At 67.0% G+C, this 24828-nt stretch carries 22 protein-coding genes; 8 read left to right on the forward strand and 14 right to left on the reverse strand.

Annotated elements, in window-relative coordinates; all coding sequences use genetic code 11:
• Nucleotide 1: 1 nt before the first annotated feature.
• Together A5686_RS04995 and A5686_RS05000 are read right to left on the reverse strand one after the other, a co-directional pair.
• Nucleotides 2–562 (reverse strand): DUF488 family protein, encoded by a 561-nt coding sequence (locus A5686_RS04995; protein WP_067931728.1) that lies wholly within the window; start codon nt 560–562, stop codon nt 2–4.
• A gap of 18 nt (nt 563–580) precedes the next feature.
• The gene (locus tag A5686_RS05000; RefSeq protein WP_067931816.1) at nt 581–793 is read right to left on the reverse strand and encodes a DUF2945 domain-containing protein; all 213 of its coding nucleotides are present in this window, start codon (nt 791–793) and stop codon (nt 581–583) included.
• 111 nt (nt 794–904) lie between these two features.
• Here A5686_RS05000 and A5686_RS05005 point away from each other — a divergent pair, with 111 nt between their 5' ends.
• On the forward strand, nt 905–1816 hold the full coding sequence (locus A5686_RS05005; protein ID WP_067931818.1) for a LysR family transcriptional regulator: 912 nt from the start codon (nt 905–907) through the stop codon (nt 1814–1816).
• A 103-nt stretch (nt 1817–1919) separates the two neighbouring features.
• Complete coding sequence (locus A5686_RS05010; protein ID WP_067931730.1) at nt 1920–3074, forward strand: NAD-dependent formate dehydrogenase; 1155 nt, start codon at nt 1920–1922, stop codon at nt 3072–3074.
• A gap of 13 nt (nt 3075–3087) precedes the next feature.
• Here A5686_RS05010 and A5686_RS05015 read toward each other — a convergent pair whose 3' ends face one another.
• The 4 genes from A5686_RS05015 to A5686_RS05030 all read right to left on the reverse strand — a co-directional run bounded on the left by A5686_RS05015 (nt 3088) and on the right by A5686_RS05030 (nt 9461).
• Nucleotides 3088–4539 carry a lipase maturation factor family protein gene (locus A5686_RS05015; protein ID WP_067931732.1) on the reverse strand — a complete coding sequence of 484 codons (1452 nt, stop codon included), beginning with the start codon at nt 4537–4539 and terminating at the stop codon, nt 3088–3090.
• A gap of 88 nt (nt 4540–4627) precedes the next feature.
• Complete coding sequence (locus A5686_RS05020; RefSeq protein ID WP_067931820.1) at nt 4628–8851, reverse strand: DUF3367 domain-containing protein; 4224 nt, start codon at nt 8849–8851, stop codon at nt 4628–4630.
• Between the two features lie 148 nt (nt 8852–8999).
• Nucleotides 9000–9173, reverse strand: a complete 174-nt coding sequence (locus A5686_RS05025) for a DUF2613 domain-containing protein (protein WP_007769006.1) — start codon at nt 9171–9173, stop codon at nt 9000–9002.
• An 84-nt stretch (nt 9174–9257) separates the two neighbouring features.
• The gene (locus tag A5686_RS05030; protein WP_067931734.1) at nt 9258–9461 is read right to left on the reverse strand and encodes a DUF2613 family protein; all 204 of its coding nucleotides are present in this window, start codon (nt 9459–9461) and stop codon (nt 9258–9260) included.
• Nucleotides 9462–9570: 109 nt separating this feature from the next.
• Between A5686_RS05030 and A5686_RS05035 the strand changes: the two genes are divergently transcribed.
• The 3 genes from A5686_RS05035 (at nt 9571) to A5686_RS05045 (ending at nt 12725) form a co-directional block, all read left to right on the forward strand.
• Nucleotides 9571–10728: a glycoside hydrolase family 3 N-terminal domain-containing protein gene (locus tag A5686_RS05035; RefSeq protein WP_067931736.1), complete on the forward strand. Its 1158-nt coding sequence runs from the start codon at nt 9571–9573 to the stop codon at nt 10726–10728.
• Nucleotides 10729–10795: 67 nt separating this feature from the next.
• Nucleotides 10796–11446: a TetR/AcrR family transcriptional regulator gene (locus A5686_RS05040; protein ID WP_067931738.1), complete on the forward strand. Its 651-nt coding sequence runs from the start codon at nt 10796–10798 to the stop codon at nt 11444–11446.
• A 25-nt stretch (nt 11447–11471) separates the two neighbouring features.
• Nucleotides 11472–12725 carry a chloride channel protein gene (locus A5686_RS05045; protein WP_067931740.1) on the forward strand — a complete coding sequence of 418 codons (1254 nt, stop codon included), beginning with the start codon at nt 11472–11474 and terminating at the stop codon, nt 12723–12725.
• Nucleotides 12726–12847: 122 nt separating this feature from the next.
• Here the strand turns inward: A5686_RS05045 and A5686_RS05050 are convergent, their stop codons facing one another.
• Both A5686_RS05050 and A5686_RS05055 read right to left on the reverse strand, forming a co-directional pair.
• Nucleotides 12848–13690, reverse strand: coding sequence for a MaoC/PaaZ C-terminal domain-containing protein (locus tag A5686_RS05050; RefSeq protein WP_067931743.1), 843 nt, complete (start codon nt 13688–13690; stop codon nt 12848–12850).
• Between the two features lie 19 nt (nt 13691–13709).
• The gene (locus A5686_RS05055; protein ID WP_067931745.1) at nt 13710–15074 is read right to left on the reverse strand and encodes a 3-oxoacyl-ACP reductase; all 1365 of its coding nucleotides are present in this window, start codon (nt 15072–15074) and stop codon (nt 13710–13712) included.
• Between the two features lie 148 nt (nt 15075–15222).
• Here A5686_RS05055 and A5686_RS05060 point away from each other — a divergent pair, with 148 nt between their 5' ends.
• The gene (locus A5686_RS05060; RefSeq protein WP_067931747.1) at nt 15223–16557 is read left to right on the forward strand and encodes an acetyl-CoA C-acetyltransferase; all 1335 of its coding nucleotides are present in this window, start codon (nt 15223–15225) and stop codon (nt 16555–16557) included.
• Nucleotides 16558–16883: 326 nt separating this feature from the next.
• Here A5686_RS05060 and A5686_RS05065 read toward each other — a convergent pair whose 3' ends face one another.
• Nucleotides 16884–18719, reverse strand: a complete 1836-nt coding sequence (locus A5686_RS05065; RefSeq protein ID WP_067931750.1) for an acyl-CoA dehydrogenase — start codon at nt 18717–18719, stop codon at nt 16884–16886.
• Between the two features lie 200 nt (nt 18720–18919).
• Here A5686_RS05065 and A5686_RS05070 point away from each other — a divergent pair, with 200 nt between their 5' ends.
• Nucleotides 18920–19951, forward strand: coding sequence for an isopenicillin N synthase family oxygenase (locus A5686_RS05070; RefSeq protein WP_067931751.1), 1032 nt, complete (start codon nt 18920–18922; stop codon nt 19949–19951).
• 83 nt (nt 19952–20034) lie between these two features.
• Nucleotides 20035–20523 (forward strand): flavin reductase family protein, encoded by a 489-nt coding sequence (locus A5686_RS05075; protein ID WP_067931753.1) that lies wholly within the window; start codon nt 20035–20037, stop codon nt 20521–20523.
• Between the two features lie 25 nt (nt 20524–20548).
• Here A5686_RS05075 and A5686_RS27540 read toward each other — a convergent pair whose 3' ends face one another.
• The 5 genes from A5686_RS27540 to A5686_RS05095 all read right to left on the reverse strand — a co-directional run bounded on the left by A5686_RS27540 (nt 20549) and on the right by A5686_RS05095 (nt 24784).
• On the reverse strand, nt 20549–20713 hold the full coding sequence (locus tag A5686_RS27540; RefSeq protein WP_197520478.1) for a hypothetical protein: 165 nt from the start codon (nt 20711–20713) through the stop codon (nt 20549–20551).
• A 130-nt stretch (nt 20714–20843) separates the two neighbouring features.
• The gene (locus tag A5686_RS05080; RefSeq protein WP_067931756.1) at nt 20844–21590 is read right to left on the reverse strand and encodes a succinate dehydrogenase/fumarate reductase iron-sulfur subunit; all 747 of its coding nucleotides are present in this window, start codon (nt 21588–21590) and stop codon (nt 20844–20846) included.
• Nucleotides 21587–23518 (reverse strand): fumarate reductase/succinate dehydrogenase flavoprotein subunit, encoded by a 1932-nt coding sequence (locus A5686_RS05085; RefSeq protein ID WP_067931758.1) that lies wholly within the window; start codon nt 23516–23518, stop codon nt 21587–21589. The genes A5686_RS05080 and A5686_RS05085 overlap by 4 nt, the downstream gene beginning before the upstream one ends.
• A gap of 43 nt (nt 23519–23561) precedes the next feature.
• Nucleotides 23562–24389 (reverse strand): hypothetical protein, encoded by an 828-nt coding sequence (locus A5686_RS05090; RefSeq protein WP_067931760.1) that lies wholly within the window; start codon nt 24387–24389, stop codon nt 23562–23564.
• An 80-nt stretch (nt 24390–24469) separates the two neighbouring features.
• Nucleotides 24470–24784 carry a hypothetical protein gene (locus tag A5686_RS05095; RefSeq protein ID WP_067931761.1) on the reverse strand — a complete coding sequence of 105 codons (315 nt, stop codon included), beginning with the start codon at nt 24782–24784 and terminating at the stop codon, nt 24470–24472.
• Between the last annotated feature and the right edge of the window lie 44 nt (nt 24785–24828).

Genomic DNA, 24828 nt, shown 5'->3' on the forward strand with positions numbered 1-24828 from the left:
GCTAACCGGCCGGCATCGGCGCCGCCGGGTAGGTCACGCGCTTTCGCTCGTCGATCACGGGCGTGGCGCCCCATTGACCTAGTCGGTGCTGACGCGGGGCGGATCCGCTCATCAGGTGCCATACCGTCCATCCTTGCGCGACAAGGCTGTTCGCGATCAGTTGACGATGGCATCGCCATGGCATGGGTTCGCCGCACATTATCGCCAGTCGGTGGGAGCGGGCGAGAGTGATCAGTCGGGTGAGGCCGCGCCGGTATTCGCCGGAAAGGGTGTAGTCGGCGTAGTTCTTGAAGCTCGCGTTTTGCCAGCCCGCGTTGATGCTGGGATCGACGTTCTGCTGACGACGGCGTCCGCCGAGCTCGGGGAGGTGGATGTAACGGATACCGGCGTCTCCGAGCCAGCGCGACATCTCTGCACTTCCGAACTGCGGGCTGCGGCGCGAGCCTGGTTGCGCGCGCACGTCGGCGAGCAGATTGATGAGGGCGTGATCCAGGGGTTCTAGGAAGGTCGGCACCGGACATGTCCAGTGCCCAATGGTCCAGATTTCGTGTTGATCGCCCATGGTGGTGTCGCGCTCGGTCTAGTCGATCTTCTCCAGGGCGTCGCCCTTGTGCATCGCGATGTGGTCGGTTTTGTCGCTTCGTATCTCGTATTGCGGATCGTCTTTCGTGCAATGCCGTTTGTGGCCTTTGTACTCGGTGTCGCGGGTGTGCTTCTTCACGATGGTGCCGCTGACCTGGCCCGCCTCCGAGTTCCATCTGACGTGATCTCCGACCTCGAGATGTTTCGGCACGGTGCGCCTCCTTCGCGTGTGGGCTGCCTCGTTTCGCCAACCATGGCGCTGAACCGCTGCGGCCACCAAGACGGGTACCCGCTAACAGCCGGCGGCATGATCGAATGGCTCATGCTGTTCCGTCAGCTGGAATACTTCGTCGCGCTCGCTCAAGAGCGTCACTTCGCCCGCGCCGCAAGCATCTGCTACGTATCGCAGCCCGCGCTGTCGGAAGCCATCCGAAAGCTCGAATCCGAACTCAACGTCCCGCTGGTGCGGCGCGGACAGAGGTTCGAGGGCCTCACTCCCGAGGGTGAGCGGCTGGTGCCGTGGGCGCGGCGCATTCTGGCCGACCGCGACGCCCTGAAACAGGAAGTCACCGCGCTGCGGGCCGGACTGACCGGCGAACTGCGGCTCGGCGTGGTGCCGGCCGCCTCGACCACCGTTGCGCTGCTTACTGATCCGTTTTGTGCTGCGCACCCATTGGTGCGGGTTCAGCTCGAGGTCAACCTGCGCTCGGCGGGGATCGTCGAGCGGGTCCGCAAGTTCGAATTGGACGCGGGCATCCTGTATCCGGACCAGCAGGACACGGCCGATCTGCTGGTCACCCCGCTGTACCACGAGCAGCCGGTGCTCATCGCCGCCGCCGAACTGCTTGGTGGCGAGGCGAAAACCATCGCGTGGTCCGACGCCGTGCAGTTACCGCTGTGTCTGCTGACGCAGGGGATGCGGGGCCGCCGGCTCATCGACGACGCGCTGGCTACCCACGGCCTGCAGGTCACCCCGCAGCTGGAAACCGATTCCGTGGCCGCGCTGTTCGCCCACGTCCGCACCGCCCGGTGGGCGAGCATCGTTCCGCAACCATGGATTCACACCCTGGGCGTACCCGGTGGAGTCAGCGTGCTGCGGCTGCGGCGTCCCTCGGTGACCTCGTTGATCGCGCTGGTGACCAACAGGGCGGAGCCGGGCTCGTTGTTGGCTCGTGCGTTACGGCGGACCGCCCGCGAGGCCCGTATCGGCGCGACGCTCAGCGAGCTGCCCTAGCGGCCGGTGATCGGCGCTGCCTATCAGCCGGTCGGAAAGGCGTCTTTGACACCCGAGTGGCGCCCTCCGAGACTGGGGTGGATTCCGTCCAAGGAGGACTTCAATGGCCAAGTGTGTGATGGTGCTCTACCCAGACCCCGTCGACGGCTACCCGCCGAGCTACGCGCGCGACAGCATCCCGACGATTCACGGATATCCCGACGGCAGCACGGTGCCGACTCCGTCCAAGATCGACTTCACGCCCGGTGAGCTGCTCGGCTGCGTCTCGGGCGCGCTCGGGCTGCGCAAGTTTTTCGAAGATGCCGGACACGAATTGGTCGTGACGTCGGACAAGGAGGGCCCCGACTCGGAATTCGAGCGTGAGCTGGCCGACGCCGAGATCGTGATCTCCCAACCGTTTTGGCCGGCCTACCTGACCAGGGAACGCATCGCCAAGGCGCCCAAACTCAAGCTGGCGCTGACTGCGGGCATCGGCTCGGACCATGTGGATCTGGACGCGGCGAAAGAGCGCGGCATCACCGTGGCCGAGGTGACATACAGCAACAGCATCAGTGTCGCCGAACACGCGGTGATGCAGATCCTCGCGCTGGTGCGCAATTTCGTGCCGTCGCATCGGTGGGCCGCCGAGGGAGGCTGGAACATCGCCGATTGCGTCGAGCGTGCCTACGACCTCGAGGGTATGGATGTCGGCGTCATCGCCGCCGGCCGGATCGGGCGTGCGGTACTGCGCCGGCTGGCGCCGTTCGACGTCAACCTGCACTACACCGACACCCGCCGGCTGGCACCGGACGTGGAGAATCAACTGAACGTGACGTTTCACCCCACGGTCGAGTCGCTGGTCAAGGCCGTCGACGTGGTGTCCATCCACTCGCCGTTGTACGACGACACCCGCAGGATGTTCAACGAGCAGTTGATCTCGACGATGCGGCGGGGGTCCTACATCGTCAACACCGCCCGCGCCGAGGAGACCGTTCCGGAGGCGATCGCGGACGCCCTGAAATCCGGGCAGCTGGCGGGCTACGCCGGAGACGTGTGGTATCCGCAGCCGCCGCCGCCCGATCACCCGTGGCGAATGATGCCGAATAATGCGATGACGCCGCATGTTTCGGGTACCACGCTGTCCGCTCAGGCACGTTATGCCGCCGGCACCCGGGAGATTCTGGAGAGCTGGTTCGCCGGCACGCCCATTCGTCCCGAATACCTGATCGTCGAAGGCGGAAGGCTCGCGGGCACCGGGGCGCTGTCCTACCAGAAGTAGGTGTCAAAGCCGCTCAACCGGCGCTGGTCGCCCTCGACAGGGCCATCGGTGGCACGTAGCCGCCCACCAGTTCGCGATGCCACCAGGCTCGGTCACGGCGCAGCTCGGCCAGCGTGGTGAAGCGATACTGGTAGAGCTGAGCCCGTACGAACCGGGGCGCCGAGTCGGGGAAAGGGTTGTGGCGCAACAAGCGTAGGGTCGCTCGATCGTTTTCCAGCAGCCGCCGCATGAACGGCTTCAGCCACGGCTGCGCGTAGCCCGGCGAGATGGCGGCGAACCACATCAGCCAGTCCAGGCGCAGATGATATGGGGCCCATTGTCTCGGCAGCCGTCGTAGCGCGCCCGGCTTGCCCTTGAATTCGTATTCCTTCCAGACGGTTTGAGCGGTGAGGAGCGTCTCGTCGGTGCCTTCGATCACCACCTCGCGGCGGATCCGTCCGATGCTGCCAAACGCCCCATAGGTGTTGACCAGATGAAACGAGTTGAACGACATATTCATTCGCTGCCGTGACGACAGCATGTTTGCCACCGGCCAGTAGCTCATGAACAACACCGCGGCGGTGATTGCGGCCACCAGGCCGACGAACCACAGCGGCGTTGGCGCCAGACCGGCATGCGCTGGTACCAGGCCGTGCGGCAGGAGCATCGCCACCGACGCGTCGTCGATTGCGCTGAACGCCAGCAGGATCGTCACCCAATTGAGCCAGGCGAAATTGCCCGAGGCGACGAGCCAGAGCTGAGTGACGATGATGATCGCGGCGGCAACGCCGGCCACCGGCTGCGGCGTGAACAATCCGAACGGCACGATCAGCTGCGCGAAATGGTTGCCTGCCACCTCAATCCGATGCAGTGGTTTGGGCAGATGGTGGAAGAACCAGCTCAACGGCCCCGGCATCGGCTGTGTCTCATGGTGGTAGTACAAACACGTCAGATCACGCCAGCACGGGTCGCCGCGCATCTTGATCAGTCCCGCACCGAACTCGACGCGGAACAACAGCAGTCGAACCATCCAGAGCGTCAGCACCGGTGGCGCCACGTCGTGATTGCCCAGGAAGATCATCAAGAAGCCGGTCTCGAGCAGCAGTGATTCCCAGCCGAACGAGTACCAGGTCTGCCCGACGTTGACGATCGACAGGTAAAGCACCCACAGCGTCAACCACATCAACATCGCCGCCCACAGCGGCACCGCGTCGGCCGCCCCGACAACGATGGCCGCCGACAGCGCCGCGCCGAACCACGAGACGGCCGAGAACAGCGGATCGGAATAACGCAAATGGAAAAGGCTCGGCGTGCGCCAGAAGGACTGCCGCGCCAAGAACTGCGGAATGGGCAGGATGCCGCGTTCGCCGATGAGCGCACGAAACTGGGCCGCGGCCGCGACGAAGCCGAGCAGGTAAATCACCGCGGCGCCGCGCTCGAGCACCAGTCTGCCCACCCAATAGTCGGGTGCGGAAAACCAATCCATGGCGCTCGACTCCTCGGTTGGTGACGGTTACGCCAACCCGCGTATCCAGTCAATCAGCCGGTAAACGGCTAGCCAATAGCCCGGCCGACTATTGGTCGCGGAGTCCTCGCGCACGTGCGGGCACCGCAACCACCGAAGCGGCAAGCACCGCAACCGAAATCAGGGCAAGCAGCTGAACACCGGCGGAATGGCCGGCGTAGCCGTCGGCGGACCGCCAGGGCTGCCGCGACAACGCCGTCCCGGCCAGGATCAGCCCGCCGGCGCTGCACACCACGCTCACACGCTCCCAACGCCGCCGGTGCAACACGTAGCGCAGGCCCAGGGCGACACCCATCGCCACGACGCCGCCCCAGCCGGCGATCAACCCGGCGGCGGCCAGCGCCGGGGCGGTCGCCCATGCACCGGGCCGCCATGGCCGCGCGGGCGCGGCTTCGTCGCCTTTGCGTCGGGTTCGCCAAAGCGCGAGCATCGCCAACAGCGGCAGCAGGGCCAGCCCCACCGCCAGTCCCGCGCGATAAAGCGAGTTGGAGGCGAACGTCAGCGTGATGGTGCCGGGGTCGCCCGCGGGCACCACCCAGCCCTGCTGCCATCCGTTGACGGCGATCGGCGTCAAGCGGGCTCCGTTGCTGGTGTGCGCCACCCAGCCCGGGTTGATGCTTTCCGGGATGACCAGAACCCGGGACGTGGCGGAGGCGGGCGCCTGCACTTCGCGGCGAGCGGGACCCCAGCTCCGCCATGACGAAACACTCGTGGGCCGTGCGACTTCGGGCGTGACGGAGGCGGACAGCTCGGCTCCATCCACAACGAACTGAGCGCCGGGGCTGACCAGCAACTCCTGCTGGCCCGCGGGCAAGGCGATCGGGTCGCGCTCGCAGGGCACCGCGGCCAGCGGCGCGTCATCCAGAATGGCCCCCACGGTGCTGTGGACTGCGGTGTGCACGAACCGGCCCGCGACGGCGATGACGGGTCCGTGGTCGCAGCCGACGGTGATTTCCCGGCTGCGGTTGCGGGCCGCGTCGGCGGGCGCGATCGGCTTTCCGTCGGCGCCCAACGCCGCGACCTCTGCCAAGCCGGGAGGCTTGAGCTGGTCGAAACCCAAGGCGTTACGGTCGATGACGTCTTCCCAATTCAACAGGCTGATGGTCACGGTGTCGGTTACCCGCGGTTTCAGCGGCACGATCTGCGCCCCGTCCCGGCGCACCGCGGCGGCTTGCGGGCCATCGCCGAGATTGATGGCCACCATCGTCGGGTGCGTGGGCAGCGCCGAGCGGCTCGGGGCAAGTCGCACGCCGGTGACCTCGGTGGGGCGGGGCAGCGTCAGGGTCAGGGTCGGGGGGGTCTTGTGCTGCACCACCCGCTGCGGCGCCGTCCACGCGGTGCCCGGGTCGCCGTCGGCGGCAGCATATGCGGAGCCGAGAACATCGACGGTATCCGAATCACCATGAGCGACTGTAGTATTCGGCTCGTTGATCAGGTCGGCCAGCTTGGGTCCCTGACGCGGCCGCACCCACACCGTCGGGGTCACCGACGTCGCCGTCGGCACGGTCAGCGTCCGGCTGAAGTTGACCGGTTCCTCTGGGGCCAGGGCCATCGACGGCGCGCAGCGCATACCGTCGGGTGCTTGCGCGCAGCCCGGTCTGCCCGGTAGTTCCGATCCCAGGTCCCACGCGGTGACCGCCGATCCCGGTGGCGGTCCGGGCACCCGCACGGTGTGCCGCAGTTCGACCTGGTGGGCGAATCCGGACGCGTCGTATTGGGTGATCGACAGGTCGGTAATGCCGAACTGCACCCCGCCGGATCCGTCGTCGGTGCCCGCGGCGGTGATTCGCACCCACGGGGTCTCGCCGTAGGGGAGCGCCGCGGCAAGCGGCTTGCCCGGCTCATCGAAGCGCAAAGTGGTGCTGCCGGTGGCGGTTTCGATCAGGATACGACGCACCTGGGCGCCGACGGCGGTGGCGCTGGGCGTCAGAGTGATCGCCGCGTTGGTCACCGGGTGGTCGAAATCGATCTGCATCCATTGACCGACGGCGGCCTGCAGCGAGTTCGACACCCAGGCGGTTGCCGAGTCGCCGTCGATCGCGGCGGCCGCCGAGTTTGCCGGTGCGACGTCGGGCATCGCGGTGGAATCCGACGACGAACTCGATACCGTGATCCGTCCGCCGGTCCAGGCGCCGACCACCGGGTCGGCACCTGGGACGGGGTAGTCGGGTACCCGGTTGTAGGTGTGTCGCGCATCGCCGGGCGCGCGGGTCGCCGATGAATGGTGGTCAACCCGGCCATAATCCGTCTCTCGGGCCACCGGGGTGTCGGTGATGGTCACCCCGGCGCTCACCGGCAGCCCGGCGCCGTGCGCGTCGGCCGTCAACAGCGCCGGACCGAGCGGCGGCTGACCCAGGAGCCGCCTGCGCTCGTCAAGGCGCAGCAGCGCCTCGGGCCCGCCGCCGACCCGGGCCAGCCGGTCGGTGTCGACGAAATACGGTGTGGCGGGGTCGCTGGGATCGGTGTCGCCGCCGACTCGATAAATCTCAACCGCCGGGTATCGCGGCCGCAGTCCGCTGTCCGCGACGAAACCCGCCAGCGTGCCGGGACCCACCGGCGCGCCGAACTGTGCCACCTTGCGCAGCCCCGGTGATCCTTCAATGGCGCGGTGCACCAGGATCGGGCGCGCCGAGCGCGACGTGTCGGGGTCCAGGTCGTTACGCAACGCCACGTAGGAAATACCCTGGCGGGCAAGGGTATCGGCCAAGCCGGCCGAGGGGCGGCCGGCGGCGAACAAGCGCTGCACCGAATCCAGCGCCCGAATGGTCTGGGGCGGGGTCAGCGGAATGGAATCGCGCACCCCCCAGGGGCTGGCACCCAGCACCTGCAGCGGCTCGTCGTGGCTGGTGCCCCATACCTGGGTGGCGAACGGCGCACCCGGAACCACGAGTACCCGTCCGGGTGTCGGCGTCCCGGTATTGTGCTCGGTGAGCCAGTCGGCGGCCTCGTGCCAATACCGCGGGATCGCAGTGAAGGTGCCCGGCGGACTCAGCCGGCCGGTCCATGCCAGTGACGTGCTGACCATCAACGCCGTCATGACGACGATTGCCGCCGCGACCCGTTTGTCGCGCTCCGGGTGCCCAAAGGCCCGCAGCCACGCCGACGTCGGCGCGCTGCCCGGCAGCGGTATCCGGCCCAGCAGCTGCGCGATGCCCAGCACCACCGGGATCCTGATCACCGAGCCGAGCTTGTGCACGTTGCGCAACGGGGCGCCACCTGCGTCCAGGAAGGCCTGCACCGCGTGGGCCACCGGCGAGCCCAGCCCGCCGCTGTATCCGGCAGCCATCAACACCACGCCGACCAGCAACATCGTCACCAGCCGCCCGCGCGCCGGCATGGCCGGGCTGGCCAGGCCCGCCAGTCCGGCCGCCGCGACCAGGCAGGTCCCCAACACGGCCGCCGATCCGGTCACCAGCGGAGCGCCCGCGGTTGCGGTCGGCGCAACGTAAGGGGTCCAGCTGTCGGTACCGCGCAACATCTCGACCAGTGACGACCATTGCGTCGTCACGCCGGAGGATTCGATGAAGTCCAGGAACGGAGGGCTGATGGCGCGCAGCATCACCAGGGCCACCACCCACCACAGCGTGGCCAACAGCAGCGCCACCAGCCACCACCCGGTGTAGCGCCACCACAGCCGGTTCGGCCGGTGGCAAGCCCACCAGATCACCGCGGGCAGGCATCCGGCGAGTGTCGCGATGGCGTTGACCGCGCCCATCAGCGCGACGGCGAGACCCGCTTGCGCGGCCAGCGCCCGCACCGACCGGGCTGACGTTGATCCCGTGGAGCCCCGCAGGGCAAGGATCGTGGGCAACAACACCCACGGCGCCAACATCATCGGCCACGTCTCCGACGAGATCGATCCGAGTGTGGTCAGCACGCGCGGCGACAGCACGAACGCGACCGCAGCGAGCACCCGTGACGCCGGGCTGCCGATCCGCAACGCCTCGGCGACCCGTAACAGCCCCCAGAAGCCGACGGTGAGCAGCAGCGCCCACCACAGCCGTTGGGTGATCCAGCCGGGCACCCCCAGCGCATGGCCGAGCAGAAAGAAGGTGCCGTGCGGAAACAGGTACCCGTAGGCCTGGTTCTGCGCCTGCCCGAACGGCAGCTCGCTGTTCCACAGATTGGTCGCCCGGGCCAGAAAGCGCAGCGGGTTCGCGGTCAGGTCAAGCTTGGTGTCGGGAGAGATCCGCCCGGGGGATTGGATGAACGTCAAACCCAGCGCGATGGCACCGATCAGCCATAACCACCGGCGCGACACCGGCCCAGTCATCGAGCATGAGAACGGCATTCCGGTCTCCGCCCCCGGCGCGGATTGCCGTGGCGGCGACCCGCTGCGCCCGGCTTCGCCGCGCTTGCGATCGCCGCGATCCGACGGCGGCGACCCGCTGCGCCCGGCTTCGCCGCGCTTGCGATCGCCGCTAGCTACGGTTTCCGTACTCGACCCGGTTGAGCACTGACGACTGCGGATCGCCCCCGGGAAGTGGCGGCTTCGTGTCTTGCTGGACCATCAGCGTGATTCCGAAGATCGCGGCCGCGCCGAGTAACAGGCCAACCACAACACTCGCTGCGGCGGGCGCAACGATCCGGTTCATCGACGGCTCCTGAGTGTCGGCTTGCGGTCGGGACTTTCAACCTAGCCAACCTAGCAGAACCCCGCGCGGCCACCGGGGCGCTGGTCACCAGTGCAGACAGTGTCCGTGGACACAGCGGTCGCCGTATTCCACCTGATAGGGACCGGCGGGGAGGGCGGGGCGCTGGAGGGTCGGAACCTGCACCCGGCTGTGGTCGGCCACGGCAAGCGTGACTCCGACGGTCGTCGCGACCCCGGCGGACAACCCCACCGCGACGCTGACCGCGGCGGCCAACGTGAAACCGGTCATCGCTGGCTCCTCCCTGCCAGTCAACGGGCGCGCAGCCCCCTGATCAGCAAGGTACCGCCGACGCACCCTGGAGCCGGGCACGAAACGCCCGTCGTGAAAGCATGGCCCGATGGCATTTTCGCGCACCTTCGCCGTGCTCGCGGCCGCGTCGGCGCTGGTGGCCGGTTGCAGCCACCACACCGCGCACCCGCCTCGCCCCTCGACGTCCACGCCGAGCAGGCCGGTGGCCGCCCCCGCGCCACCCGTGTGCGCCGACCCGTCGGCGGTTCCGGCCACTTTGGACATCCGGGACAAGCTCGCGCAGCTGTTGATGGTCGGCGTCAAGAACGCCGACGACGCCCGTGCCGTCGTCAACGGCTACCACGTCGGCGGCATTTTCATCGGCAGCTGGACCGACTTGTCGATCTTCAAGGGGCCGCTGGCCGACATCGCGGCCAAGGCGGGGCCGCTGCCGCTGGCCGTCAGCGTCGACGAAGAGGGCGGCCGGGTCTCGCGGTTGAAATCGCTGATCGGCACGTCGCCGTCGCCTCGCGAGCTGGCGCAGACGCAGACCGTCCAGCAGGTGCATGACCTGGCCACCGACCGCGGCAAGAAAATGCACGACCTGGGCATCACGGTGGACTTCGCGCCCGTCGTCGACGTCAGCGACGAGCCCGACGACGCCGTGATCGGCAACCGGTCGTTCGGCGCGGATCCGGCCGCCGTCACCGACTACGCCGGGGCTTATGCGCAGGGGCTGCGGGAGGCCGGGCTGCTTCCCGTGCTCAAGCACTTCCCCGGCCACGGCCACGGCTCGGGCGATTCGCACACCGGCGGCGTCGTTACGCCGCCGCTAGACGATCTGCAGAACAGCGATCTGGTGCCGTATCGATCCCTGGTGGCCGCGGCGCCGGTCGCGGTGATGGTGGGTCACTTGCAGGTTCCCGGACTCACCGGTGACGTCCCCGCCAGCCTGAGCCCCGAAGCGGTGCAACTGCTGCGCAACGGCGTCGGCTACAAAGGCCCGCCGTTCACCGGCCCGGTGTTCAGTGACGACCTGTCCAGCATGGCCGCCATCTCCGATCGGTACGGGGTAGCGGAGGCGGTGCTGCGCAGCCTGCGGGCCGGGGTCGACGTCGCACTGTGGGTCACCACCGACGAGGTGCCGGCGGTCTTGGACCGGCTGCAAAAGGCTGTGGCGTCAGGCGAATTGCCGGCTCAGCAGGTCGACGAGTCGCTGGTGCGGGTGGCGACCATGAAGGGCCGCAGCGCCACCTGCGGGCACTAGCCGGTGATCGCGAGCGCCGCGGCAGGGCGTTGCTTACTCTTGAGTCAGATAGACGGAGAGGTTAGCGATGGCGGGTGGTACCAAGCGGTTACCGCGTGCCGTCCGCGAGCAGCAGATGCTCGACGCCGCCGTGCAGATGTTCTCGGTCAACGGCTATCACGAGACCTCGATGGACGCCATCGCCGCCGAGGCGCAGATCTCCAAACCGATGCTCTACCTGTACTACGGTTCCAAGGAGGACCTGTTCGGCGCCTGCCTGAACCGGGAGATGGGCCGGTTCATCGACGTGGTGCGCGCAGACGTCGATTTCCGGCAGAGCCCCAGGGACATGTTGCGCAACACCATTGCGTCGTTCATGCGCTACATCGACGCCAACCGGGCGTCCTGGATCGTGATGTACACCCAGGCCACCAGCTCGCAGGCGTTCGCCCACATGGTCCGCGAGGGACGCGAGCAGATCATCGAATTGGTGGCCGGGCTGATGCGGGCCGGTAGCCGCAACCCACGCTCCGAGCGAGAGCACGAGATGATGGCCGTGGCCCTAGTGGGGGCGGGCGAGGCGGTCGCCAACCGGCTCAGCACCGGCGACGTCGACGTCGAGGAGGCGGCCCAGCTGATGACTGACCTGTTCTGGTACGGCCTCAAGGGCTCACCGGCGGAACAAGAGGCGGCCGCGGCCCACCCCGATCCGGGCGGCTCGGACACCGCCGCCGACTAGTCCCGCATTCGTTCCGGTGGCCGGTATGGGCGCGCCCGGCTCGGACCGCGGCAACCTCGACTTCTTTTGCGCGGTAACCATCGTCGGGTTGCTCGCCGGAGTTGCGGGATTGGTGACGACGTTCGTGCTGCGCGCCGTCCAGCACGCCACCTACAACTACAGTTTCGGCGCGCTGCTGGCGGGGGTGGCCGCCAGCAGCCCGATCCGCCGTATCGTCGGCCCGATGATCGGCGCCGCGCTAGCGGGCCTGGGATGGTGGCTGTTGCGGCGCCGGGCGCAGGTGCCGCCACTTGCGCCGACCATCGCCGCGCGTGAACCCGTGCCGAGGCTTTCCTGGAGCGTCGACGCTTTGCTTCAGGTGCTGCTCGTCGGATCGGGCGCGTCACTGGGACGGGAAGGGGCCCCGCGTCAATTCGCCGCAGCGCTAAGCGATTTGGGAACGGGATGGCTCAAGCGCCTTTCTCCGAGTGATCGTGAGGTCCTGCTGGCCTGCGCGGCGGGGGCCGGGCTGGGCGCGGTGTATGCGGTTCCGCGGGCTGGGGCGCTGTTCTCGGTGCGCATCCTGCTCAACACGTGGCGGCCGCGCGCGGTGGGCGCGGCGCTTCTGTCCTCCGGCTTGGCGGTGGCGGTCGGTTTGGCGACCACCCGCGATCAGTCCAACCTGCAGTGGCCGATCGAGGAGTCGACGTATCTGCTGACCGCGCACGGATTGTTGCTGGCGCCGGTGACTTTCGCGGTGGGTTTGGCGTTCAACCGGTTGATGGCCGCGGCACGGCCGGCCCGCCCGATGCGGACCGCGTTGTTGATCCCCGCGCTTGCCGGGGCGGGCTTGGTGATGGGGATCTGTTCGCATTGGTGGCCCGAGTTGCCCGGCAACGGCCGAAGCATCCTGACGGTCAGCCTGGACAGCGGCTTGACATTGCTGTCGGCGCTGGCGATTCTGGCGCTGAAACCCCTGCTGACCGCACTGTTTCTACGGGCCGGTGGGGCTGGCGGATTGCTCACGCCCTCGCTGGCGACCGGCGCCGCCGCCGGGGCGGCGCTGGTGTTGATGATCAATTGGGCGACCGGGACACACCTGCATGTGCCGGCGGTGTCGCTGGCCGGCGCCGCGGGCGTGCTCGCGGTGACGCAGGGCTCACCGATCTGGGCGGCGATCTTCGTCTGGGAACTGGCCCGGCCGCCCCTGTGGCTGTTCCTGCTTTTCCTGCTCACCGCGACCACCGCCCACGGTTTGAAAGTGCTTGCCCAGGGCCGCAGTACGACGCACGCCGGCTAGTGGCGATCGCGAGCGCGGCGGAGCCGGGCGACTAAAGCGGCGGATCGCGAGCGCGGCGGAGCCGGGCGATGCGGGTCGCCACGGTCAGTTCTGGCGATCGCGAGCGCGGCGGAGCCGGGCGTCTAAAGCGGCCGGACCGTTCCGGTCAGGTGCGGGTAGCCCTTGGCGATGTTGCGCAGCGCGATATCCCAGCCGCCATCGTGTTCGTCGATGTAGAGGCCTGCGGTCGCGGGCAGCACCACCGGCTTGCCGAACCGCACGGAATACCGGACCGCGTCCGGAATCAGCGCTTCGATATTGGCCAATACGGCTGCCGCGGTGTACATTCCGTGCGCGATCACCGTCGGGAACCCGAACAGCTTTGCCGCGACCGAGTTGGTGTGGATCGGATTGTGATCGCCCGAGACGTCCGCGTAGCGCCGGATCAGCCCCGGGCTGATGCGCAGCACGGTTGACGGGGGCGCCAGCTTGGGTTGTTTCTGCGGGGGCGGCTTGGGTTCGTCGGACAGGCTGGTCCGCTGCTGGTGCAGGAAGGTCGTCACCTGGTGCCACGCGGTGTCGTTGCCGACGCTGACGTCGGTCACCAAATCGACCAACAGACCCTTGCGGTGTTCGCGGAGATTTTCTGCGTGCACACGCACCCCGACGGTATCGGTGACCGCAATCGGGCGGTACTGCGTGATGTGGTTTTCGGTGTGTACCGATCCCATTGCGGCGAAAGGGAAGTCGAATCCGGTCACCAGCGACATCAGCGCCGGAAAGGTAAGCGCGAACGGGTAGGTCAATGGGACATGATTGCCGTAGCGCAGACCGGTCACCCCCGCGTACTCGGCCACATTGGTGCGGTCGATCGGCAGTTCGTCGATGGTCACGGTGCGGGTGGGCAGTTCACTTCCACGCGACACCACCGGCAGGGCCCCGGCGGCTGCCCGCAGCATGTTCTTCAGGCCGCTTGGCTGGTTCATGGCGTTCCTCCTCGCCGGCCTATGCGCCCAGCATGGCCTGGCCGCAAACGCGAATAACGTTACCTGTCACCGCATTTGAAGCTGGGCTGGCGAAGTAGGCGATGGTTTCCGCGACGTCCACGGGCTGTCCGCCCTGCAGCAGCGAGTTCATCCGGCGTCCGACCTCGCGGGTGGCCAGCGGAATGGCGGCCGTCATCTGGGTTTCGATGAATCCCGGCGCGACGGCGTTGATCGTGATGCCCTTGTCGTAGAGCTCCGGGGCCAGCGCCTGGGTGAGGCCGATCATCCCAGCCTTCGTTGTCGCGTAGTTGGTCTGACCGCGGTTGCCGGCGATGCCGGCCATCGACGACAGGCCGATCACCCGGCCACCCTCGCTGAGGGTGCCGTTGGACACCAGCCCTTCGGTAAGACGCAGCGGTGCAAGCAGATTGACCGCCAGGACGGCGTCCCAGCGAGCGTCGTCCATGTTGGCCAGCAGCTTGTCGCGGGTGATGCCGGCATTGTTGACCAGCACGTCGGCGCGGCCGCCGTGGTGTTCGCGCAGGTGTTCGGTGATCTTGTCGACGGCGTCGGAGGAGGTGACGTCGAGCCACAACGCGGTGCCCCCCACCCGGCTGGCCGTCTCGGCCAGCGCCTCGGCGGCCGATTCGACGTCGATCGCGACCACGCGCGCACCATCGCGGGCGAACACCTCTGCGATCGTCGCGCCGATTCCCCGGGCCGCGCCCGTGACGATGGCGACCTTTCCGTCCAGCGGGCGCTCCCAATCGGCGGGGGGCGTGGAGTCCGCGTCCCCGACGTAGAAGACCTGGCCGTCGACGTAGGCGGACTTGGCCGACAAGATGAACCGCATCGTCGATTCCAGGCCCGTCGCAGCGGGTTTGGCGTCCGGCGACAGATAGACCAGGGCCACCGTGGTGCCGTTGCGCAGCTCCTTGCCCAGCGAGCGAGTGAAGCCTTCCAGGGCGCGCTGCGCGATCCGCTCGTGCGGGCTGGCCGCGGCCTCGGGCGTGGTCCCGACCACGGCGACGCGCGCGGAATGACCCAGATTGCGCAGCAGGGGGGTGAAGAACTCGTACAGCCCCCTGAGCCCTTCGGGCGTGGTGATGCCGGTGGCATCGAACACCAGCCCGCCGAACTTGTCGGCCCACCGGCCGCCCAGGTTATTGCCCACCAGGTCGTAATCGGCGTCCAGCGCCGCGCGCAGCGGCTCGACGACCCTACCCTCCCCGCCGATCAGCAGGGCCCCGGCCAGCGGCGGTTCACCGGCGCGGTAGCGGCGCAGCGTCTCGGGTTGGGGAACGCCGAGCTGCTTGGCGAGAAACGATCCAGGACCGGAATTGACGATCTGAGAGAACAGATCGGATGAAGCCTTGGGAGCCACCGGAGCTACCTTCCATGTTCTTTCGAATTCGGGGTATGCCTACAGCACAACCGTATCGAGACGAACTTACTGCAGAGTAAGAACAGTGAGTAGTATGGCCCCAGACGGGCGATCCAAACCGATAGACCGCAGAAACACGGAGAAAACAGTGGCCCCTGCAAGTTCTGAGGCAAGTAACCAGCGCAGTTCCGAGCGGCGACGCGTGGCCGTCCTGGGCGGTAACCGCATCCCCTTCGCCCGATCCGACGGTGCCTACGCGGAGGCGTCCAACCAGGACATGTTCACCGCGGCGCTCGAAGGGCTGGTGGATCGTTTCGGGCTGGCCGGCGAACGGCTGGGTGTGGTGGTCGGCGGCGCCGTGCTCAAGCACAGCCGGGACTTCAACCTGACGCGTGAATGCGTGCTCGGTTCGCAGCTGTCGTCGCACACACCCGCGTTCGACCTGCAGCAGGCCTGCGGGACCGGGCTGCAGGCGGCCGTCACCGCCGCCGAGGGCATCGCGGCTGGCCGCTACGACGTGGCCGCTGCCGGCGGAGTGGACACCACCTCCGACGCGCCCATCGGTCTGGGCGACGACCTGCGGCGCACGCTGCTCAAGTTGCGCCGCGCCAAGTCCAACGTGCAGCGGCTGAAGCTGGCGGGCACTCTGCCCGCGACGCTGGGAGTGGAGATCCCGGTCAACAGCGAACCCCGCACCGGGCTGTCCATGGGTGAGCACCAGGCGCTGACCGCCAAGAAGATGGGCATCAGCCGCGTCGCCCAGGACGAGCTGGCCGCCGCCAGCCACCGCAACATGGCCGCCGCCTACGACCGTGGCTTCTTCGATGACCTGGTCACGCCTTTTTTGGGGCTGTACCGCGACGACAACTTGCGCGCGGACTCATCGGCGGAAAAGCTGGCGAAGCTGCGTCCGGTGTTCGGCGTGAAGGCCGGTGACGCGACGATGACGGCCGGTAACTCGACTCCGCTGACGGACGGCGCGTCGGTGGCACTGCTGGCCACCGACGAGTGGGCGGCCGCGCATTCGCTGACCCCCCTGGCTTACTACGTGGATTCGGAAACGGCGGCGGTCGACTACGTCAATGGGCGCGACGGCCTGCTGATGGCCCCGACCTACGCGGTGCCGCGGCTGCTCGCCCGCAACGGCCTGAGCCTGCAGGATTTCGACTTCTACGAGATCCACGAGGCGTTCGCGTCGGTGGTGCTGTGTCACCTGCAGGCGTGGGAATCCGAGGAGTACTGCAAGGAGCGCCTTGGCCTGGATGCCGCGCTGGGTTCGATCGACCGGTCCAAGCTCAACGTCAACGGCTCCTCGCTGGCCGCCGGGCACCCGTTTGCGGCCACCGGCGGACGAATCCTGGCTCAGGCCGCCAAACAGCTTGCCCAGCGCAAGGCCGAGCAGAAGGGCGACGGCACAGTGCGCGCCCTGGTCTCGATCTGCGCGGCCGGCGGCCAGGGTGTCGCCGCGATTCTGGAGGCCTGAGCGGGCAGTCAGCGCGCCGTCCATGCCGACTCGACACTCCGAATGAGTTGACTCACGCCTGGTTAGCCGAATCGGGCTAACGGGTACCCGACCCACCGGATGGCCCCGTGTTGTGGTCTGACCCCCCGACCCCGACGGCAATACGGGGCATCCCCCGAATGCGAGCGCCGGCCCCTTGAGGACTGGCGTGCGAGAAGGGCCGCCGCTGGGGTGAGGGGATCCAGCGGCGGCCTTTTTGCTGTCCAGCATCTTGCAGCGGTTCTGCGAAGCGACAAATCCCCCGCTTCGCGGGCGAAGCGGGGGATTTGCGTGGTCTTCGAGTCGGCTTAGAAGGCGGCCTCGTCGAGCTCCATGATGTCGTTGTCCAGGGTGTCGATGACCTCGCGGGTGCTGGTCAGCATCGGCAGGAAGTTCTTTGCGAAGAACGACGCCACCGCGACCTTGCCCTCGTAGAAGGACTTCTCCTCACCGCTGGCCCCGGCGTCGAGCGCCGCCACGGCAACCGCCGCCTGGCGCTGCAGCAACCAGCCGATGACCAGGTCACCGACGCTCATCAGGAAGCGCACGGAACCCAGACCCACCTTGTACAGGCTGGTCACGTCCTCCTGCGCCGCCATCAGGTAACCGGTCAGCGTCGCCGCCATCGCCTGGACGTCGTCCAGTGCCTTGGCCAGCAGCTCCCGTTCGGTCTTCAGGCGGCCATTGCCCGACTCGCTGTCGACGAATTTCTGGATCTGCTCGGAGACGTGAGCCAGTGCGGTGCCCTTGTCGCGGACGATCTTGCGGAAGAAGAAGTCCTGCGCCTGGATGGCGGTGGTGCCCTCATAGAGCGAGTCGATCTTGGCGTCCCGGATGTACTGCTCGATCGGGTAGTCCTGCAGGAAGCCGGACCCACCGAAGGTCTGCAGGCTCTCGGTGAGCTTGGCGTATGCTTGCTCCGAGCCCACTCCCTTGACGACCGGCAGCATCAGGTCGTTGACCTTGACCGCCAGCTCGGGGTCCACACCGTGGAGGGCCTCGGCCACCGCCGCGTCCTGGTAGGTCGCGGTGAACAGGTACAGCGCGCGCAGACCCTCGGCGTAGGCCTTCTGGGTCATCAACGACCGGCGCACGTCCGGGTGATGCGTGATGGTCACCCGCGGTGCGGTCTTGTCGGTCATCTGAGTCATGTCGGCGCCCTGGACGCGAGACTTCGCGTACTCCAGCGCGTTCAGGTAACCCGTCGACAGGGTCGCGATGGCCTTGGTGCCGACCATCATGCGGGCCTGCTCGATCACCTCGAACATCTGCGCGATGCCGTTGTGCACCTCGCCGACCAGCCAGCCCTTGGCGGGGACGTCGTGCTGGCCGAAGCTCAGCTCACACGTCGCCGATACCTTCAGGCCCATCTTGTGCTCGACGTTGGTGACGTAGACGCCGTTGCGCTCGCCCAGCTCACCGGTCTCGAAGTCGAACAGGAACTTGGGCACGAAGAACAGCGACAGGCCCTTGGTGCCCGGTCCGGCACCCTCGGGGCGCGCCAGTACCAGGTGGAAGATGTTCTCGAACAAATCGCCGGAGTCGGCGGAGGTGATGAACCGCTTCACGCCGTCGATGTGCCAGGAACCGTCTTCCTGCTGGACCGCCTTGGTGCGCCCGGCGCCGACGTCGGAACCGGCGTCCGGCTCGGTGAGCACCATGGTCGAGCCCCAGCCGCGCTCAGCGGCCAGCACGGCCCACTTCTTCTGCTCCTCGGTGCCGAGGTGGTACAGGATGTTGGCGAAGCCCGCGCCACCGGCGTACATCCACACGGCCGGGTTGGCACCCAGGATGTGCTCGTGCAGCGCCCACAGCAGCGACTTGGGCATCGCGACACCGCCGAGAGCCTCGTCGATGCCGACCTTGTCCCAGCCGGCCTCGATGACGGCGTGAACCGACTTCTTGAATGACTCGGGCAGCGTCACCGAGTGCGTCTTCGGGTCGAAGACCGGCGGGTTGCGGTCGCCCTCGACGAACGAGTCCGCGATCGGGCCTTCGGCCAGCCGGCTGATCTCGTTCAACATTTCGCGGGCGGTGTCGGCGTCCAGATCGGTGTATTCGCCTTGGCCCAATGCCTGGTCAACGCCCAGAACTTCGAACAGGTTGAACGCCTGGTCGCGGACGTTGCTCTTGTAGTGGCTCACTACGGTCCTCCTCGTTGAGAATGCCACTTGTGGTTGGGTACTAGGTCTAAGTTACCCACCAGTAACACCGCCAAACTATCGTTAGCGTCAGCAGTATGCAAGCCAATGTGAGCTAGATTTCATTGCCTAATTAACCAACCGGTTGGGAAGCTGCAGGTCATGGGGTTGAAATCGGATTTACCTGCGGCAACGATGCCCACATGACCGGTGCGCGTCCCGTCACTGCGCCGCCCTTGGAGCTGCCCACCGTGGACCTGCGGGCCGACCCGGGCCGCCTGCGAGGTGAGCTGCGCGCGGCCGGGCACGAGGTCGGCTTCTTCTATCTCACCGGTCACGGCGTGCCGCCGGAGTTGGTGAAGCGGGTCCTGGACGCCGCCCGCCGGCTTTTCGCGCTGCCGCAACGGGAGAAGGACGCCGTCGCGATGGTGCGCAGCCCGCACTTCCGCGGGTACACGCGGCTCGGCGGCGAGTTGACCCGCGGACAGGTGGATTGGCGCGAGCAGATCGACGTCGGGCCGCAGCGCCCACCGATCGGTGGGCTGGACAGGTCCGACTATCGGTGGCTGCAGGGCCCCAATCAGTGGCCGGCCGCGCTGCCGGAACTGCCGGGAATCGTCGCGGAGTGGGACACCGCGCTGTCCGCGGTCGCCCGCACCCTGCTACAGCACTGGGCGGCCTCGCTGGGCAGTCCCCCCGGCGTGTTCGACGCGGCATTCGCCGACGCGCCGGCCACGTTGATCAAGATCATCCGCTACCCCCGCCGCGCGGAAAGCGCGCAGGGCGTGGGAGCGCACCGCGACTCCGGGGTGCTGACGCTGTTGCTGGCCGATCCCAACAGCACGGGCTTGCAGGTGCTGCCGCCCGGAATGGACCATTCAAACGGCGCTTGGATCGACGTGCCACCGCGCGAGGGCGCGTTCATCGTCAACATCGGTGAACTGCTGGAGGTGGCGACGCGCGGGTACCTGCGCGCCACGCAGCACCGGGTCAACCTGCAGGGGTCCGCCGGCGACCGCATCTCGGTGCCGTTCTTCTTCAACCCCCGCCTGGACGCGCGGATACCGGTGCTGTCACTGCCCGACGAACTCGAGGCGCGCGCGCAGCGCGTGGATGATCCATCCGATCCGATCTTCGCGGTCTACGGGCGCAATGCCTGGAAGAGCAGGCTGCGGGCCCATCCGGATGTCGCCGCGGCACACGGGTATTCGACGGAATGCTTAGAAAACGGCTAAGGGTGGCCGTGCCCGAGCGGGCGACGCCGGGTAGGGTCACATCCGATAAATCCCGTCTCCGGCTCTAGGGGCGAATCAGTCCGGTGAACTCGACTAACAAGCTGACAGCGTCGTCACTTCGAGAGGCCTTCGGTCATTTCCCGTCCGGTGTCGTGGCGATCGCCGCCGAGGTGAACGGAACCCGGGAAGGCCTGGCGGCCAGCACATTTGTGCCGGTATCGCTGGATCCCCCGTTGGTGTCGTTCTGCGTGCAGAACACGTCGACGACGTGGCCCAAGCTCAAGGGCCTGCCGATGCTGGGCATCAGTGTGCTCGGCGAGGAGCATGACGAGGCCGCGCGCGCGCTGGCCGCCAAGACCGGCGACAGGTTTGCCGGATTGGAGACGGTTTCGCGGTCCACCGGTGCGGTGTTCATCAAGGGCACCGGGCTCTGGCTGGAAAGCTCGATCGAGCAGCTCATCCCGGCCGGGGACCACACGATCGTGGTGTTGCGAGTCAGCGAGGTGACGGTGGACGCCGACGTTGCGCCCATCGTGTTCCATCGGAGCGTCTTTCGCCGTCTCGGTGCGTAACAGCTGCGCCTGGGCCGCGGACCGGCTACGGGCGGTGGCTCAGCTCTTCTCGAAAGCCCTGGATGCGGCGCTCGAGTTCGGCGGCGTCGCTGTACCGGCCTTCCTTGTTCGCGAGCTGGGCGCGGACCGACAACTGCCGAATCGCGGTGCGAATGTTGTTGATGCTGGCGGTTTCTCGCATGGGTTCCATGAACTGCCTTTCCGGTCGTGCACACACGGCCGCACGGGGCGGCCCGACAGGATGCAGTTCGGTTACCCGGGTGCCGCAACGGCCTGACGTGTGACGACGGGATCGGACTGGATCAGAGCGGCCTGGCAGCTCAGCGACGGAACAATTTGTTACCGAGCCACACAACCGGGTCGTACTTGCGGTCGGCGACCCGCTCTTTCATCGGGATCAGCGCGTTGTCGGTGATCTTGATGTTTTCCGGGCAGACCTCGGTGCAGCACTTAGTGATGTTGCAGTAGCCCAGACCGTGCACGTCCTGAGCGTCGTTGCGCCGGTCCCGGGTGTCCAACGGGTGCATCTCCAGCTCGGCGATCCTCATCAGGAAGCGTGGACCGGCGAACGCCTTCTTGTTCTCCTCGTGGTCGCGGACCACGTGGCACACGTTCTGGCAGAGGAAGCACTCGATGCACTTGCGGAATTCCTGGGAGCGTCCGACGTCCTCCTGCGCCATCCGGTATTCCCCGGGCTGCAGGTCCTTAGGCGGCGCGAAAGACGGTATCTCGCGGGCCTTTTCGTAGTTGAACGAGACGTCGGTGACCAGGTCGCGAATCACCGGGAACGTCCGCAGCGGCGTGACGGTGACGACCTCGTCCTCGGCGAAGGTGGACATCCGGGTCATGCAGAGCAACCGCGGATAGCCGTTGATCTCCGCCGAACACGAGCCGCACTTGCCCGCCTTGCAGTTCCACCGGACCGCCAGGTCGGGCGTCTGGGTCTGCTGCAGGCGATGGATGATGTCGAGGACGACCTCGCCCTCGTTGACCTCAACCGTGAAGTCCTGCAGACCACCGCCGACGTCGTCGCCGCGCCACACCCGCAGCGTCGCGTTGTAGGTCATTTGCCACTCCGTCCTGGGTGCCCGGCGAGTTCTTCGTCGGTGTAGTACTTCTCCAGCTCGGCGATGTCGAACAGCCCGAGCAGGTCGGGCCGCATCGGCGTCTGATCCTTCTTCGTGATGGTGATGTCGGGAATCGCCTCGTCGCCGCCCGCTGCCTCGCAAACCAGCAGCACCTTGCGCCAGGACGAGTCCATCGACGGATGGTCGTCGCGGGTGTGCCCGCCGCGGCTCTCGGTGCGCTGCAGCGCGGCCTTGGCGACGCATTCGCTGACCAGCAGCATGTTGCGCAGGTCGATGGCGAGGTTCCAGGCCGGGTTGTATCGCCGCTGCCCCTCGACATGGAGGTTCTTGAACCGCGCACGCAGCTTGTCGAGCCGTGCCAGGGCCTCCGAGATTTCGTCGGCCTTACGGATGATGCCGACCAGGTCGTTCATCGACTGCTGCAGTTCGAGTTGCAGGGAATACGGGTTCTCCGCGGCCGCGCCATTGGCCGGTGCCTCGAAGGGTGACAGCGCCCGCTTCGCCGCGGCGTCGACGGCGCCTTCGGCGACCGTCGGACGGCTGCTCAACGCCCGCACGTAGTCGGCTGCGCCCAGACCGGCCCGCCGGCCGAACACCAGCAGGTCCGACAGCGAGTTGCCGCCCAGCCGGTTCGAGCCGTGCATGCCGCCGGAGCATTCGCCGGCGGCGAAGAGTCCGGGGACTGTGGCAGCTCCGGTGTCGGCGTCCACCTCGACGCCGCCCATCACGTAGTGGCAGGTCGGCCCGACTTCCATCGGTTCTTTGGTGATGTCGACGCCGGCCAGCTCCTTGAACTGGTGATACATCGACGGCAGGCGGCGGTTGATCTCCGCCGGCGTCAGCCGCGACGCGATGTCGAGGAAGACGCCGCCGTGTGGGCTGCCTCGCCCGGCCTTGACCTCGGAGTTGATCGCCCGCGCGACCTCATCGCGCGGTAGCAGGTCCGGAGTGCGGCGGGCCGAGTCGTTGTCCTTGAGCCACTGGTCGGCTTCCTGTTCGGTTTCGGCGTACTGGCCTTTGAACACCGACGGGATGTAGTCGAACATGAACCGCTTGTCGTCGGAGTTCTTCAGCACCCCACCGTCGCCGCGAACGCCCTCGGTGACCAGGATCCCCTTCACGCTCGGCGGCCACACCATGCCCGTCGGGTGGAACTGGACGAACTCCATGTTGATCAGCGACGCGCCCGCCCGCAGGGCCAGCGCGTGGCCGTCGCCGGTGTACTCCCACGAGTTCGAGGTGACTTTGAACGACTTGCCGATTCCGCCGGTGGCCAGCACCACCGCGGGCGCCTCGAACAAGATGAAGTTTCCGCTTTCGCGGATGTAGCCGAATGCCCCGGCGATTCGCCCCCCTTGTTCAGGGCCGTCCTTGACCAGCTCGGTGATCGTGGTTTCGGCGAACACCCGGATCCGTGCTTCGTAGTCGCCGAGCTCGGCGAAATCCTCCTGCTGCAGCGAGACGATCTTCTGCTGCATGGTGCGGATCAGTTCCAGGCCGGTGCGGTCACCGACGTGGGCCAGCCGCGGGTAGGTGTGCCCGCCGAAGTTGCGCTGGCTGATCTTGCCGTCCTTGAGGCGATCGAACAGCGCGCCATAGGTTTCCAGCTCCCACACGCGGTCGGGGGCTTCCTTGGCGTGCAGCTCGGCCATGCGCCAGTTGTTCAGAAATTTCCCGCCGCGCATGGTGTCGCCGAAGTGTGTCTCCCAGTTGTCCTTCGGGTTGGTGTTGCCCATGGACGCCGCGCAGCCACCCTCGGCCATCACCGTGTGGGCCTTGCCGAACAGGGACTTACATACCACCGCGACCCGCAAACCCCGTTCGCGCGCTTCGATAACCGCGCGCAACCCGGCGCCGCCGGCACCGATCACGACCACATCGAACGTGTGCCGCTCGATCTCAACCATGAAACCCTCGCTAGCTAAATCTGATTTATATCGAAATGGCCTGTCAGCCAACAAATCTCAGGTCAGGAATTGTGCCACTGGCCACCAGCGCGATGTAGAAATCGGTAACCATCAGGGTGCCCAGCGTGATCCACGCGTACAGCTTGTGCCGAGTGTTGATGACGCTGACCTGGGTCCAGATCCAGTAACGCACAGGGTGCTTGGAGAAGTGCTTCAGCCGCCCGCCGGTCACGTGGCGGCAGGAGTGACAGGACAGCGTGTAGATCCACAGCATGATGACGTTGCCGAGCAGGATCAGATTGCCCAGACCGAAGCCGAATCCGCCGGGGCCGCTGTCGGAGTGGAACGCGACGATGGCGTCGTAGGTGTTGATCACCGAGATGATGCCTGCGATGTAAAAGAAGTACCGGTGCGAGTTCTGAACAATCAGCGGGAACCTGGTCTCGCCGGTGTAATGGGCGCGGGGCTCGGCCACCGCACATGCGCTGGGCGACTGCCACACCGTGCGGTAGTAGGCGCCGCGGTAGTAGTAGCAGGTCAACCGGAACAGCAGCAGGAACGGCAGCGACATCGCCGCGTATGGCACAAACCACCAGTTCGGCAGGAACTGGGGCCAGAAGTCGCTGGCCGCACCGCAGGCCTTGCTCATGCACGGCGAGTAGAACGGCGTCAGGTAGTGGTACTGGTGGACGAAGAAGTAGTCCTTCTGCAATCCGCGCGCTATCGCATAGATAAGGAATGCGGCGAAGCCCAAGTCGATCCGCAGCGGCGATATCCACCACCGGTCGGTGCGTAGGGTCCGCTGTTCGATGCGGGCGCGCGTGGGTGAAAAGACACCGGACGCAGGACGGTTCGCCGTAGGTGCGCTCATCTAGTTGTTCCTCTTCGAACGGGCTGTCTGTCGAAGGGTACACAGATACAAGCCCCCCTTTTCTGGGGGGCTTGGGTTGTTCAGGGCCTGTGGTGACCGCCGACACCCTCGTCGTCGACGTCGCGCCAGAATTCGGTGTCGTACTGGGTGTCTGGAATGACGATCTTCTCGCCGGACTGCTGCACGGTGGCTCCGGCCAGATCCAATTCGGACACATCGGAATCGAGCAGGTCGACGTCGGACATGATGCGGTCGGCGTCGATGACGATGCGCCGCATGGCCGGGCTGTCACCGTATCGGGCCCGCAGGGAGCTCACGCACCGCCGCAGGCCGCCGATGAGGTCGTGGAGTTCGGCGAATTCGGTCGTGCCAGTTGTGCTCGGCGTGCTCGTCAACGGATCTCCTCGGCAGTGTTTTGGATCACAGTACGCCCTCGATA

The sequence above is a fragment of the Mycobacterium sp. E2479 genome (assembly GCF_001667925.1).
GTDB lineage: Bacteria > Actinomycetota > Actinomycetes > Mycobacteriales > Mycobacteriaceae > Mycobacterium.